The 12970-nt window shown below is 72.8% G+C and carries 11 protein-coding genes; 4 read left to right on the forward strand and 7 right to left on the reverse strand.

Annotated features, from left to right (window positions below):
• Window positions 1–276 precede the first annotated feature (276 nt).
• Together OG559_RS02880 and OG559_RS02885 are read left to right on the forward strand one after the other, a co-directional pair.
• Window positions 277–1842, forward strand: coding sequence for an aldehyde dehydrogenase family protein (locus OG559_RS02880; RefSeq protein ID WP_405112054.1), 1566 nt, complete (start codon window positions 277–279; stop codon window positions 1840–1842).
• A gap of 74 nt (window positions 1843–1916) precedes the next feature.
• On the forward strand, window positions 1917–2336 hold the full coding sequence (locus OG559_RS02885; RefSeq protein WP_405112057.1) for a VOC family protein: 420 nt from the start codon (window positions 1917–1919) through the stop codon (window positions 2334–2336).
• 41 nt (window positions 2337–2377) lie between these two features.
• Here the strand turns inward: OG559_RS02885 and OG559_RS02890 are convergent, their stop codons facing one another.
• Complete coding sequence (locus OG559_RS02890) at window positions 2378–3439, reverse strand: GNAT family N-acetyltransferase (RefSeq protein ID WP_405112060.1); 1062 nt, start codon at window positions 3437–3439, stop codon at window positions 2378–2380.
• 32 nt (window positions 3440–3471) lie between these two features.
• Window positions 3472–4179, reverse strand: a complete 708-nt coding sequence (locus OG559_RS02895) for an amino acid-binding protein (protein WP_405112063.1) — start codon at window positions 4177–4179, stop codon at window positions 3472–3474.
• Between the two features lie 149 nt (window positions 4180–4328).
• On the opposite strand from OG559_RS02895, the gene OG559_RS02900 reads away from it, so the two are divergent.
• On the forward strand, window positions 4329–5423 hold the full coding sequence (locus OG559_RS02900; RefSeq protein WP_405112066.1) for a phosphotransferase family protein: 1095 nt from the start codon (window positions 4329–4331) through the stop codon (window positions 5421–5423).
• Window positions 5423–6634 (forward strand): acyl-CoA dehydrogenase family protein, encoded by a 1212-nt coding sequence (locus OG559_RS02905; RefSeq protein ID WP_405112069.1) that lies wholly within the window; start codon window positions 5423–5425, stop codon window positions 6632–6634. The genes OG559_RS02900 and OG559_RS02905 overlap by 1 nt, the downstream gene beginning before the upstream one ends.
• A gap of 46 nt (window positions 6635–6680) precedes the next feature.
• Here OG559_RS02905 and OG559_RS02910 read toward each other — a convergent pair whose 3' ends face one another.
• From OG559_RS02910 to OG559_RS02930, 5 genes are all read right to left on the reverse strand, one after another.
• Complete coding sequence (locus OG559_RS02910; protein WP_405112072.1) at window positions 6681–7727, reverse strand: LacI family DNA-binding transcriptional regulator; 1047 nt, start codon at window positions 7725–7727, stop codon at window positions 6681–6683.
• An 83-nt stretch (window positions 7728–7810) separates the two neighbouring features.
• Window positions 7811–9244: a GH1 family beta-glucosidase gene (locus tag OG559_RS02915; protein WP_405112075.1), complete on the reverse strand. Its 1434-nt coding sequence runs from the start codon at window positions 9242–9244 to the stop codon at window positions 7811–7813.
• A complete protein-coding gene (locus tag OG559_RS02920) occupies window positions 9241–10140 on the reverse strand; it encodes a carbohydrate ABC transporter permease (RefSeq protein WP_405112077.1) in 900 nt (299 codons plus the stop codon). Before OG559_RS02920 ends, OG559_RS02915 begins: the two co-directional genes overlap by 4 nt.
• A 12-nt stretch (window positions 10141–10152) precedes the next feature.
• Window positions 10153–11139: a carbohydrate ABC transporter permease gene (locus OG559_RS02925; RefSeq protein ID WP_405112080.1), complete on the reverse strand. Its 987-nt coding sequence runs from the start codon at window positions 11137–11139 to the stop codon at window positions 10153–10155.
• A gap of 152 nt (window positions 11140–11291) precedes the next feature.
• A complete protein-coding gene (locus OG559_RS02930; protein WP_405112083.1) occupies window positions 11292–12605 on the reverse strand; it encodes an ABC transporter substrate-binding protein in 1314 nt (437 codons plus the stop codon).
• Window positions 12606–12970 lie beyond the last annotated feature (365 nt).

Below are 12970 nucleotides of genomic sequence, written 5' to 3' on the forward strand. Positions count from 1 at the left end.
GGTCGGCGCCGCCACCGGCGGCGGGTGTGGTGGGGGCCAAAGAGGCGCGGGAGCGCTCCCATGGATATCCGACAATGTATCCAGCGGATCGCGCCGTTGGGAAGACCCGCCGCCGACGACGACCCGGCCCGGAGGGCGTGCAGCGGGCGATCGCGTGGTCGACTCGCGTCCTGGGATACGAACGTACTGTTGCCGCCCGCGCATCGACACGGGACAGTACGGCCACCAGCGGTGCCATCGACGCCGCCGCTCCCCGGTTCACCCTGAGGAGATCCGATGGCTCTACGACTCGCCGACGGCACCGCCTGGGCCGAGACCCTCGCCCGCGCGGTGGCCGCCACACCCGAGGCCTTCGGGCCCGAGGCGGACGGCGTGACCACCCTGCGCAACCTCGTCGAGGGCGACTGGCGGGCGGGCGGCGTGCCGCACCCCGTGCGCACCCCGGTCGACAACACGGTCCTGGTCAACCTGCCCCGGCTCGACGCCGACGCCGCCCACGCCGCGGTCGCCTTCGCCGCCCGCGCGCACCGCGACTGGGCGCGGACCCCGCTCGCCGAACGGAAGGCCCGGGTCACCGACGCCCTGGACGCCCTCACCGCCCACCGCGACCTGCTCGCCCTGCTGCTGCTCTGGGAGATCGGCAAGCCGTGGCGGCTGGCCTGCGCCGACGTGGACCGGGCCCTCGACGGCGTCCGCTGGTACGCCGCTGAGATCGACCGGATGCTGGCCGACGGCCGGGAGCCGCTGCCCGGTCCGGTCAGCAACATCGCCAGCTGGAACTACCCGATGAGCGTGCTGGTGCACGCCGAGCTGGTGCAGCTGCTCGCCGGCAACGCGGTGATCGCGAAGACCCCCTCCCAGGGCGGTGCCGTCTGCCTCACCGTCGCGCACGCGCTGATGCGCCGCGCCGGGCTCCCCGCCACCCTGCTCTCCGGCGGCGGCGAGGAGCTGTCCGAGGTGCTGGTGCGCGCCCCGGAGATCGGCGCGGTGGCGTTCGTCGGCGGGCGGTCCAACGGCGGGAAGGTCGCCGCCGCGCTGCTCGACTCCGACAAGCGGCACTTCATCGAGCAGGAGGGCCTCAACGCCTGGGGCATCTGGGGCTTCTCCCAGTGGGACCTGCTCGCCGGGCACCTGAGGAAGGGCTTCGAGTACGGCAAGCAGCGGTGCACCGCGTACCCCCGGTTCGTGGTCCAGCGCGACCTGGTCGACGAGTTCCTCGACATGTACCTGCCGGTGGTTCGCTCGATCCGATTCGGCCATCCCCTCGCCGTGGACGAGAACTGGCGGGCCGGCGACCCGCTGCCCGAGCTGGACTTCGGCCCGCTGATCAGCGGGGCCAAGGCCGACGAGCTGCGGCGCAAGGTCGACGAGGCGGTCCGCGGCGGCGCGGTCCCGCTGCACCGGGGCAAGCTGGCCGGGGCTCCGCTCCTCGACGGCCAGGACACCTCGGCGTACGTGGCCCCGTCGGTGCTGCTCGCCCCGCCCGGCCGGTCCCGGCTGATGCACGCCGAGCCGTTCGGGCCGGTCGACACGATCGTGGTGGTGGACACCACCGACGAGCTGCTGGCCGCGATGAACGCCTCCAACGGCGCGCTGGTCGCCAGCCTCGCCTGCGACGACGAGGAGCTGGCCGGCAAGCTCGCGGGCGACCTCCAGGCGTTCAAGGTCGGCATCAACAGGCCGCGCTCGCGCGGCGACCGGGACGAGCCGTTCGGCGGCCGGGGCGCCTCCTGGAAGGGCGCCTTCGTCGGCGGCGACCTGCTGGTGCAGGCCGTCACGGTCGGCGGCGAGAACCGCCTCTACGGCAACTTCCCCGACTACAACAGCTACCCCGCCACCTGACGGGCGGGGCGCGCAGGGGCCCGCCGCCCGTCGACGGGCCCCTGCCGCCGCCGCGCCGGCGATACCATCGACCGATGGCGATGATCTCGCAGGTCTCGGTGGGAGTGTCCGACTGCGATCGGGCGGCCCGGTTCTGGGCCGCCGCCCTGGGCTACGCGCGGCGACCGCCACGCTATCCGGGCGACGAGTGGATCGTGCTCGCGCCGCCGCCCGGCGTTCCCGGCCCGGCGCTCGCGATGGACCTCAGCGAGACCCGGGCCGAGGAGTTCCCGCGCGTCCATCTGGACCTGACCGCCGGCGGCCGGGATCTCGACGGCGAGGTGGAACGCCTCGTCGGGCTCGGCGCCCGGCGGGTCGACTGGCCGTACTACCCGGTGCAGCTCGAACCGGGGGCCTCGCCGTACGTCGTGCTGGCCGACACCGAGGGCAACCGGTTCTGCGTCTCGGGCCGGCTCCGCCCGGCGGGCCCGGAGGGCCCGGCCAGCACCGACTGACCGGTGGCCCAGCCGCCGAGCGGATGCGGCGGCCTGGCCGCCTAGTGTTTCCGGGCCGGCACCGGCGGGGCGACCGGGGCGGCGGCGAGCGGCACGGTGACGGTGACCAGCGCGCCGTCCCGCTGGCTGGCCGTCGGCCGCGCGAGCCTGCCCACCGTCCGCAGCATCGGCGCGTTCTCCGCCTGGACGTGCAGCAGCAGGGCCGCCAGGCCGGCCCGCTCGGCGTGCCCCACCAACCGGCGCAGCAGGGCCGTGCCGACGCCCCGCCGCTGCCAGTCGTCGCGCACCAGCAGCGCCGCCTCGGCCTCGTCGCCCTCGGCGAGCATGTTCGCCAGCGCGACGACCGACTCCGCCGCCCCGCCGGAGTCGACCGTGGTCGCGACGAGGGTCAGGCCCTGGGCCGGCTCCAGCAGCCGGCGCAGCCGGGCCGGCGCGGGCCCCGCCGCCCCGCTCAGGTAGCGGCGCTGGCGGCTACGCGCCGAGCAGCGCCGGTGCAGCTCCAGCGCGCCGGCCAGGTCGTCGCCGGTGGCCTGCCGGACGACCAGCTCGCCGCCGTCGGGCAGCACCAGGGTGACCCGGTCGGTCCGCTGCCGGGTCACGGTCGCCGCGAGTTCGGCGAGCGCCTGCGCCCGGGCGTACTCGGCCGGGGTGAAGGTCGGCGCGACCCGGCTCAGCTCGTACGACCCACCGGTCGGGTCGGGCAGCGTCATCGTGGTGCCGGTGACGCCGCCGCCGACCGGGGTGGATCGCCAGGTGACCTCGTCGGCGCCGAGCAGGGTGCGCAGCACCTCCCCCGTCGCGTCCGGGTCCCGGACCAGCCGGGTGGCCAGGCCGAGCACCCGGGTGGGCTGGTCGGCCAGGCCGCGCGCCTCGCTACGCGCCACCCAGCAGTCCCGCCCCCGGCCCCGTTCCACGGCGGCGACCAGCTCCGCCTCGTCGAGCGAGTCGGGTGCGTCGACGAGGAAGTCGTCGACCGCGCCCACCTCGGTGGTGTGCACCTGCACGGTGAGGATGTTGACCCCGCGCAACGCGAGGCTCGCCGTGAGCACCGACAGGTAACCCGGCCGGTCGTCCACGGTGGCTCGAATCCGCCACAGCGCCATGATTGTCTCCCTTCCCCGTCGTCGACGGTCGCTCAGCCGCCGGCCGCCACCGGCGGGGCACCCACCAGGTCCAGCCGGTCGCCGAGGATCACCGCGCTGGCCCGGACCAGTTGGGTGAGGCGGTCCACCTCGGTGCGGTGGAACGCGGCGGGGGTCAGCATCCCGGTCTGGTCCCGGGCCACCACGAGCACCAGGCCGGCCCGGCCGAACGGCGCGATCGCGTAGTGGGTGCCGTCGGCGCTGGTCAACGCGCGGGCCCGCAGCGGGGTGACCTCGGGCAGCGCCGACGGGACGGGCGCCCGCCAGCTCGCGTGCGCCACGGTGGCGCCGCCGCCGGCCGCGCCCGTGCGCGACGCCCAGTCCAGCGGGACCACCGCCGCCACCGCCCAGTCCGCGGCGAGCAGCCCGGGCACGGCGTCGACCAGGGTGGCCAGCCCGTCGGCCGGGTTGCCGGCGACCTGGGCCAGCAGCTCGGCGTCCTGCCCGGTGGTGGTCGGCGCGCCGATCGCCCGCCAGACGCCGTCGACCCGGACCCCGGGGATGGCGGCCAGGCCGGCCAGCAGCCGCTCCACCCGGGCCGCCCCCGGCCAGACCACGGTGAAGTCGTCGACCGCCCGCCCGCCGAGCCGTTCCAGGACGACGACCTGGACGATGTCGGCACCGGAGACCCCGAGTGTGCGGGCCACCTGGCCAAGGGTGCCGGGACGGTCCGGCAGGGTCACCCGAACTCTCAGCAACATGGTCGTCCCTCCGCTGGACGGGCCGGCATCCGACGGCCGGCAGGCTGGACACCAGCCTGCCGGTTGACCATTTCGCCCCTGTTGCCGCGGCATGTCCCCGGGGAAAAACCCGCCTTGACAGGACGGCTGAGGTGCCATCAACTATTCGGATGACTGATCCGGCCGTCGCGGGCAGCGGTGCCGGCGCGGGTGCTCCGAGAGGGCTGGACCTCGACCGGCTCGCCGCGTACCTGGGCGCGCGTCGCCCCGAGCTGGCCGCCGCGCCGCTGCGGGCCCACCTGATCGCCGGTGGCAAGTCCAACCTGACCTACCTGCTCCGCTCCGGCGGGCACGAGGTGGTGCTGCGCCGGCCCCCGCTCGGGCACGTGCTGGCCACCGCGCACGACATGGCCCGGGAGCACCGGATCATCTCCGCGCTCGCCCCGACCGCCGTGCCGGTCCCCGAGGCGCTGCTGTTCTGCCCCGACACCGACGTGATCGGCGCGCCCTTCTACCTGATGGAGAAGGTCGACGGGGAGGTGTTCCGCGGCCGGTCGCAGACCGACCCACTGACCGACAGGCAGCGGCGCGACCTGGCCACGGCGATGATGGACACCCTGGCCGCCCTGCACGCGGTCGAGCCCGCCGCGGTCGGGCTGGCCGACTTCGGCCGCCCCGAGGGCTTCCTGGGCCGGCAGGTCCGGCGCTGGGCCGGCCAGCTCGACCAGTCCCGCAGCCGTCCGCTGCCGGGCGTCGACGAGCTGCGCGACGCGCTCGCCGGCTCCGTCCCCGAGGGCGCGAACACGGGCCGGATCGTGCACGGCGACTACCGGCTGGACAACCTCCTCGCCACCGTCGGCACCGGCCCGAGCGCATCCGCCCCGGTGTCGGTGCGGGCCGTGCTGGACTGGGAGATGGCCACCCTCGGCGATCCGCTGGCCGACCTCGGGCTCCTGCTGACGTACTGGACCGTGCTCGGCGACAGCGACGCGGTCGTCGACAACCCGGTCGCCGACGGACTCGGCCCGCGAGCCGGCTTCCCCTCGGGGGCCGAGCTGATCGACCGGTACGCCGGCCGCAGCGACGTCGACGTCGGCCCGCTGCACTGGCACGTCGCCCTGGGCTGCTTCAAGCTCGCGGTGATCTGCGAGGGCATCCACTACCGGCACACCCTCGGGCAGACGCTCGGCGGGGGCTTCGACCGGATCGGCGAGTTGGTGGCGCCGCTGGTCGAGCACGGGCTGCGCGCAGTCAGGGAGAAGTGATGGACTTCCAGTTCGACGCCCGCACCGAAAAGCTGCGCGCGCGGCTGACCGCGTTCCTCGACGAGTGCGTGTACCCGGCCGAGGCGGTGCACGCCGAGCAGGTCGCGGCGGCCGGCGACCCGTGGTCGCGGTCGCCCGTGCTGGAGGAGCTGAAGGCCGAGGCGCGCCGGCGCGACCTGTGGAACCTCTTCCTCCCCGATCCGCGCTACGGCGCCGGGCTGACCAACCTCCAGTACGCGCCGCTGGCGGAGCTGACCGGGCGCAGCCCGCACCTGGCCCCGGAGGCGGTCAACTGCGCCGCCCCGGACACCGGCAACATGGAACTGCTGGCGGAGTTCGGCTCCGAAACGCAGCGGGAGCGCTGGCTGAAGCCGTTGCTCGACGGCGAGATCCGCTCGGCGTTCTGCATGACCGAGCCGGAGGTGGCCTCCTCCGACGCCACCAACATCGCCACCCGGATCAGCCGCGACGGCGAGGAGTACGTGGTCGACGGCCGCAAGTGGTGGTCGTCCGGGGCGATGGATCCGCGCTGCGAGATCTTCATCGTGATGGGCAAGACCGACCCCGACGCCGACCGGCACCGCCAGCAGAGCATGATCCTGGTGCCCCGGGACACCCCGGGGGTGACCGTGCGGCGCGGGATGACCGTGTTCGGCTACAGCGACGCCTCGCACGGCGGGCACGCGGAGATCGACTTCACGGGCGTCCGGGTGCCGGCGGAGAACCTGGTCGGGGCCGAGGGCACCGGCTTCGCCATCGCCCAGGCCCGGCTCGGCCCGGGCCGCATCCACCACTGCATGCGGCTGATCGGCATGGCCGAGCGGGCTTTGGAGCTGCTGTGCCGCCGGGCCAACCAGCGGATCGCGTTCGGCCGGCCGCTGGCCGAGCAGGGCGTGGTCCGGGAGTGGATCGCCGAGTCCCGGGTCCGCATCGAGCAGGCCCGGTTGCTGGTGCTCAAGACCGCCTGGCTGATGGACACCGTCGGCAACAAGGGCGCGCACACCGAGATCCAGGCCATCAAGATCGCCACCCCGGCGATGGCGGAGTGGGTGATCGACAAGGCCATCCAGGGGTACGGCGGCGCGGGCGTCAGCCAGGACACCCCGCTCGCCGCCCTCTGGGCCCAGGCCCGCACCCTGCGCCTGGCCGACGGCCCCGACGAGGTCCACCGCTCGTCCCTGGCCAAGCGCGAACTCCGCCGCTGGCTCTGAACCCGCACACCCCGACGCCCGGGACGGCGGGCGGCGAGGCGCAGGGTCAGGCCGAGGCCCGGCGGACCATGTGGGTGTCGAGGAGGATGTGGTTGGCCGGCAGGTCGTCGCCGCGAATGCGGGCCACCAGCAGGCGGGCCATCTGCCGGCCCATCTCCTCGACCGGCTGGAAGACCGTGGTCAGCGGCGGGTCGGCCTGCCGGGCCACCGGTGCGTCGTCGAAGCCGATCACCGCCACGTCCTCCGGCACCCGCCGGCCGGCCTCGCGCAGCGTCCGCAGCGCGCCGAAGGCCATCAGGTCGGAGGCGACGAAGACCGCGTCGAGGTCGGGGCAGACCTCCAGCAGCCGGCGCATACAGGCCGCCCCGCTGCCCTCGCTGAAGTCGCCGTACGAGATCAGGTCGGGGTTGAGCCCGGCCCCGGTGGCCTGGACCGCCTCCCGGTAACCGGTCAGGCGGGCCACGCCGGCGCCCATGTCCTGGGTGCCGGCGATGGTGGCGATCCGCCGCCGCCCACGGGCGAAGAGGTACTCCACGGCGTGCCGGGCGCCGCCGACGTTGTCCACGTCGACGTAGTACGCCGGCTGCGCGCCCGGTTGCAGCATCCGGGCCGGCCGACCGCCGAGCACGGTCGGTAGGTCGCGCTCCTCCAGCAGGGTGGGCAGCGGGTCGGCGTCGTGCAGGGAGAGCAGCAGCACGCCGTCGACGTGCTGGTTGGTCAGGTGGTGCTCGACCCGCTCCCGCTCGATCGGGGACTGCACCATGGCCAGCCAGAGCTGCAGGGGCGTCTCCAGCAGGCCGGAGCTGACCCCCCGGACGATTCCGGCGAAGAAGGGCTCGGTGAAGACCCGGTCACCGGACTCGGAGACGACCAGCGCCACCGAGTCGGTCCGCTGGGTGACCAGTGCCCGGGCCGCCCGGTTGGGCACGTACCCCAGTTCCGCGATGGCCTGCTGCACCGCGGCCCGGGCCTCGGGGCTCACCTGGGGCGAGCCGTTCACCACCCGGGAGACCGTGCCGCGCCCGACGCCAGCGCGGGCGGCGACCGCGTCCAGGGTCGGACGCCCGAGCGACCGCGTGCGCTGCGTTGTCATTTCTACTCCTCCGACATCGGGCGGCCCGGCGCGCCCCGCCGTCGGGGGTGCGCCGGGTCCGCCCGTCACTGGCTGGCCCTCGCCTATTGTGCGGCCAGACCGTTGCGTCGGATCACCTCGGCGTACCACCTGGCGCTGGACTTGGGGATGCGGGTCTGGCTGCGGTAGTCCACGTACACCATGCCGAAGCGCTTGGTGTACCCCCAGGCCCACTCGAAATTATCCAACAGCGACCAGGCGAAGTAGCCCCGTAGGGGCACCCCGGAGTCGATCGCGGCGTATGCCGCCCGCAGGTGGGAGTCGAAGTAGGCCAACCGGTCGACGTCGTCCACCCGACCGTCGACCACCGCGTCGACGAACGCCGACCCGTTCTCGGTCACGTAGAGCGGCAGGCCGGTGTACTCGCGGTGCACCCGTTCCAGGGTCTCCGTCAGCCCGGGGGCGTCGATCTCCCAGTCCATGTCGGTCACCGGGACCCCCCGGGTGACGAACCGGACGTCCTCGCTGCCCGGCCAGCAGCTCGGCGCCCGCGAGTGGTCCCGCGACCGCTCCCCCTCGACCGGGGCGGCCACCACGTGGCGGCTGTAGTAGTTGATCCCGACCATGTCGAGCGGGGTCGAGACGGTCTCCAGGTCGCCGTCGCGCACGTGCCCGAAGTCGGTGACCGCCGCCAGGTCCGCCCGCAGGTCTTCGGGGTACGCGCCGCGCAGCACCGGGTCGAGGAAGAACCGGTTGGCCAGCCCGTCGATCCGCCGGGCCGCGTCCACGTCGGCGGGCGCGGCGCTGGCGGGATCGACCGGGTAGAGGTTCACCGTGATGCCGAGCTGGGCGTCCGGGCGGGCCGCCCGCAGCGCCTGGACGGCCAGGCCGTGCCCGAGCATCAGGTGGTGCCCGGCCCGGACCGCGTCCGCCCCTTCGGTACGCCCGGGCGCGTGCACGCCTGAGCCGTACCCGAGGAACGCCGAGCACCACGGCTCGTTGAGCGTGGTCCAGTAGCGCACCCGGTCGCCGAGCGCGTCCGCGACGAGCCGCGCGTAGTCGGCGAACCGGGCCGCGGTGTCCCGGGCCGGCCAGCCGCCGGCGTCCTCCAGCGGCTGGGGCAGGTCCCAGTGGTAGAGGGTCAGCCAGGGCTCGATGCCGCGGCCCAGCAGCTCGTCTACCAGCCGCCGGTAGAAGTCCAGCCCCTCGGGGTTGGCCGCCCCCGAGCCGCCGGGCTGCACCCGGGGCCAGGACACCGAGAACCGGTACGACTTCAGGCCGAGGTCGGCCATCAGGCGCACGTCCCCGGGCATCCGGTGGTAGTGGTCGCAGGCGACGTCGCCGGTGTGCCCGGCGACGGTCCGCCCCTGTGTGTGGCTGAAGGTGTCCCAGATCGACGGGGCGCGTCCGCCCTCGGTGGCCGCGCCCTCGATCTGGTACGCGGCGGTCGCGGCTCCCCACAGGAACCCGGGCGGGAAGGACGGTGCCGGGCCGTGGTCGAGGACGCCGACGGCGGGCGGGCGGGTCGGATCGCTCACGACTTGACGGCACCTTCCATGATCCCGCCGATGATCTGGCGGCCGAACAGGACGAACACGATGAACAGCGGGAGCGTGGCGATCAACGTGCCCGCGAAGATCTGCGAGTTGTCGGCGAAGTACGCCGTGTTGAGGCTGCGCAGCGAGATCTGCACGGTCGGGTTGGCCGGGTCGGCGAGCACCACGAACGGCCAGAAGAACTGGTTCCACTGCTCCATGAAGGTGAGCAGGCCGAGCACGGCCGCCGCCGGCCGCAGCGCGGGGACGACGACGTGCCAGTAGACCCGCCAGGTGGAGCAGCCGTCCACCCGGGCCGCCTCGATCAGCTCGTTCGGAACGGCCTGCTCGGCGTACTGGCGCATCATGAAGATGCCGAAGCCGCCGATGAGGAACGGCACGGTGACCGACGGCATGGTGTTCAGCCAGTCGAGCTTGGCCATCAGGATGTACAGCGGCAGCACGCCGAGCTGGATCGGCACCATCATCGAGGCGAGGATGACCAGCAGCATCGCGTTCTTGCCGCGAAAGCGCAGCTTGGCGAACGCGAAGCCGGCCAGGGAGCCGAAGAAGACCGTGGCGACGGTGATCGTCCCGGAGACCAGGAACGAGTTCATCAGCCCCTTGACGATGTTGGCGTCACCGTTCTCCAGCACCCGCTGGATGTTCTCGCCGAGCTTGCCGCCGGGCAGGAACGGCGGCGGCCAGGAATTGGCCGCGTCGTTCGTCCGGGACGCGATGACGATCATCCAGTAGAACGGGAACAGGGAGAGGATCACGCCGAGGACCAGCCCGACCCAGGTCAGCGGGGTGGCCTTCCAGAGCCGGTCGGCCTTGTGGCCGTCGCGCGGCTGCTTCGCGGCGGGGCGGACGGGTGGGCGCAGAGTCGTGGTCGTCATCGGTCGGCACCCTCACTTGTCGGAGCTGATGCGGCGGGCGAGCAGGTAGTTCACCAGCGACACCAGCGCGATGAGCAGGAACAACACCAGTGCCACGGCGCCGGCGTACCCCCAGCGGAACCGGGTGTTCATCACGTCGAGCAGGTACATGGTGATGGTCTGGAACTGCCCCTCGGAGCCGCCGGAGATGCCCCCGGAGCCGCTGGTGAACAGCAGCGGCTCGGTGAAGAGCTGCAACCCGCCGATGGTGGAGACGATCAGCGTGAAGATGATCGTCGGGCGGAGCTGCGGGATGGTGATCGACCAGAACTGGCGGCGGCGGGACGCGCCGTCCAGCGCCGCGGCCTCGTACATGTCCTTGCTGATCGACTGCATCGCGGCCAGGTAGATCAGGGCGTTGTAGCCGACCCAGCGCCAGTCGACCATGGTCGAGATGGCGAACCAGGAGGCGAGGCGGTTCGCCCGCCAGTCGATCGGGCCGAGGCCGACCAGGTCGAGCAGCCAGTTGATCAGGCCGAACTCCTTGGCGTACAGCATCGAGAAGATCAGCGCGACCACGGCGGTGGAGGTGATGATCGGCATCGCGATGGCCATCCGGAAGAAGGTCTGCGCGCGCAGCTTCCGGTTCAACGCGTTGGCCAGCACCAGCGCCAGCAGCAGCTGCGGCACGGTGGAGAGCGCGAACATGCCGAACGTGTTGACCACCGCGTTCCAGAACTGCGGGTCCTCGGTCAACAGTTCGACGAAGTTGTCCAGGCCGACGAAGCTGATCGTGGCGTTCAGCGGCGACCGGTCGGTGAGCGCGATCCAGACGGTGTAACCGATCGGGTACGCGCTGAAGACGGCGAAGATCGCGAAGAACGGCAGGACGTACAGGTACGGGGAGTACTTCAGGTCCAGCCGGGTGAGGGAGGCCAGGCGACGGTGCGCGGCACGGGCCCGGCGGGCGGGGTCACCACCCTCGCCGGGGGGCGCTGCGGTGTGGAGGTCCAGGCTCATCGACGGTCCTTCTCGTCGGTCGGCGCGACCCGTCGCGCGGGCGACGCCGGGGGCTTACCGGCCGACCGCGCGGGCGGCGCCGGGGCTTACCGGGCACCGCGGGCGGCGCCGACAGTCGCACTGTCGACGCCACCCGCGGTCGGTTCGGCCGGTCACTTACCGGCGGCCGCGCCGTTCTTCAGCGCCGACTGCCACTGCTCGCCGGCGGACTTGCCCTGCTCGACGGCGCGCAGGGTGTTCTCCACGGCCGTGCGGACCGCGTTGTTCTTCGGGCCGAGGTAGACGGGCTTCAGGTCGGTCGCACCGGCGGCGAAGATCTTGCCGACCGGGGCCTTGCTGAAGTACTCGTTGGTCGAGTCGGCCACGGCCGGGTCGGTCAGGGCCTGCGGCGACGAGGGCAGGTTGCCGACCTTCTTGAACGCCGCGGTCTGGCCCTTGGCGCTGGTCAGGAACTTCGCCAGCTCGGCGGCCTCCTTGGCGTGCTTGCTGGCCTTCGGCACGGCCAGGAAGGCGCCGCCCCAGTTGCCGCCGTTGCCCGGGGCCTTGGCGACGTCCCACTTGCCGGCCGCCGCGTCACCGGCCTGGCCCTTGATGACACCGGTCATCCAGGCGGGGCAGGCGATGGTGGCGAAGGTGCCGTTCTTGAAGCCGGCGTTCCACTCGTTCGAGAACGACTGGAGGTTGTTCGACAGGCCGGCGGAGATCATCTTGGTGGTCAGGTCGTACGCGGTCCTGACGTCCGCGTTCTCGCCGATGACCAGCTTGTTGCTCTTGTCGTAGTAGGTGTAGCCGGAGCCGGAGCCGGCGATCTGCATCAGCACGACGTTGTAGAAGTTGGTCGCCGAGTCGACGAACTTGTGCTTCTTGTCGGCGGTGGTGAACTTCTGGCCGGTGGCGATGAACTCGTCCCAGGTCGGCCAGAGGGCGGCGACCTGCTCGCGATCGGTCGGCAGGCCGGCGGCCTTGAACAGGTCGCTGCGGTAGCACAGCGCCATCGAGCCGACGTCGGTGCCGAGGCCGAGGACCTTGCCGTCCGGGGTGGTCCCCTGCTCCCACTTCCACGGCAGGAAGTTGCCCTTGAGGTCGTTCGCGCCGTGGTCGGCCAGGTTCACGAACTTGTCGGACTGGGCGTAGAACTGCACGATCGTGCCCTCTTCGAGCGCGACCACGTCGCCGGCGCCGGAGCCCGCGGTGATCTGCTGGGTCAGCCGGGTGTTGTAGTCACCGAGGCCGAGGCCCTTGCCCCGCTCCTGGATCTTGACGTTCGGGTGCTCCGCTTCGTACTGCTTGTAGAGCTCGTCGTAGCCGAAGCCCTGGTCGCCGAAGACGTCGACGACCAGGGTGACCGGGCCGCCGCCGCTGCTCGTTTCCGACGAGTCGTCGCCGCAGGCGGAGGCGGTGGCGATCACCGCGACGGACGCGAGCGCGATGGCCGCGAGCCGCCGACGACGGATTGGGACGCTCATCCGAGACCCCTCTTTCAGTGGTGAGGCTGTGTCGTGGTGGGGGTGCTGTGCAGTCGCGCGCCGCCGAGGACGGAGCCCGCGGAGGACACCGGCGTGCTCGGAGAGGAGATCCGCGACACACGGCGGGAGCGCTCCCATGAGATTGCCGGCGAGTCCTGGAAGTGTCAATGAGTCTATGGGAGCGTTCCCATATCGTTACCGCCGTGTTTCGATCCCCGCCGCGCCGGGCCGTCGGTTGGCGGATCTGCCGGGCCCTGCGCCGGCCCGCCCCTTCCCCGGCATAGGCTGCCGGCATGATCTGCCGAGCCTGCCGGGAACGGCGGCACGACGACTGTCCGGGCCGGAAATGGTGCGACTGCCAGCAC

The sequence above is a fragment of the Micromonospora sp. NBC_01405 genome (assembly GCF_045040155.1).
In the GTDB taxonomy this organism is placed as follows: Bacteria; Actinomycetota; Actinomycetes; order Mycobacteriales; family Micromonosporaceae; genus Micromonospora.

Bases quoted from the DNA above. Each gene is read 5' to 3' on its own strand.
- OG559_RS02925 (WP_405112080.1), bottom strand. From the start codon at position 11,139: ATGAGCCTGGACCTCCACACCGCAGCGCCCCCCGGCGAGGGTGGTGAC.
- OG559_RS02905 (WP_405112069.1), top strand. From the start codon at position 5,423: ATGGACTTCCAGTTCGACGCCCGCACCGAAAAGCTGCGCGCGCGGCTG.
- OG559_RS02885 (WP_405112057.1), top strand. From the start codon at position 1,917: ATGGCGATGATCTCGCAGGTCTCGGTGGGAGTGTCCGACTGCGATCGG.
- OG559_RS02900 (WP_405112066.1), top strand. From the start codon at position 4,329: ATGACTGATCCGGCCGTCGCGGGCAGCGGTGCCGGCGCGGGTGCTCCG.
- OG559_RS02880 (WP_405112054.1), top strand. From the start codon at position 277: ATGGCTCTACGACTCGCCGACGGCACCGCCTGGGCCGAGACCCTCGCC.
- OG559_RS02930 (WP_405112083.1), bottom strand. From the start codon at position 12,605: ATGAGCGTCCCAATCCGTCGTCGGCGGCTCGCGGCCATCGCGCTCGCG.
- OG559_RS02910 (WP_405112072.1), bottom strand. From the start codon at position 7,727: ATGACAACGCAGCGCACGCGGTCGCTCGGGCGTCCGACCCTGGACGCG.
- OG559_RS02890 (WP_405112060.1), bottom strand. From the start codon at position 3,439: ATGGCGCTGTGGCGGATTCGAGCCACCGTGGACGACCGGCCGGGTTAC.
- OG559_RS02895 (WP_405112063.1), bottom strand. From the start codon at position 4,179: ATGTTGCTGAGAGTTCGGGTGACCCTGCCGGACCGTCCCGGCACCCTT.
- OG559_RS02920 (WP_405112077.1), bottom strand. From the start codon at position 10,140: ATGACGACCACGACTCTGCGCCCACCCGTCCGCCCCGCCGCGAAGCAG.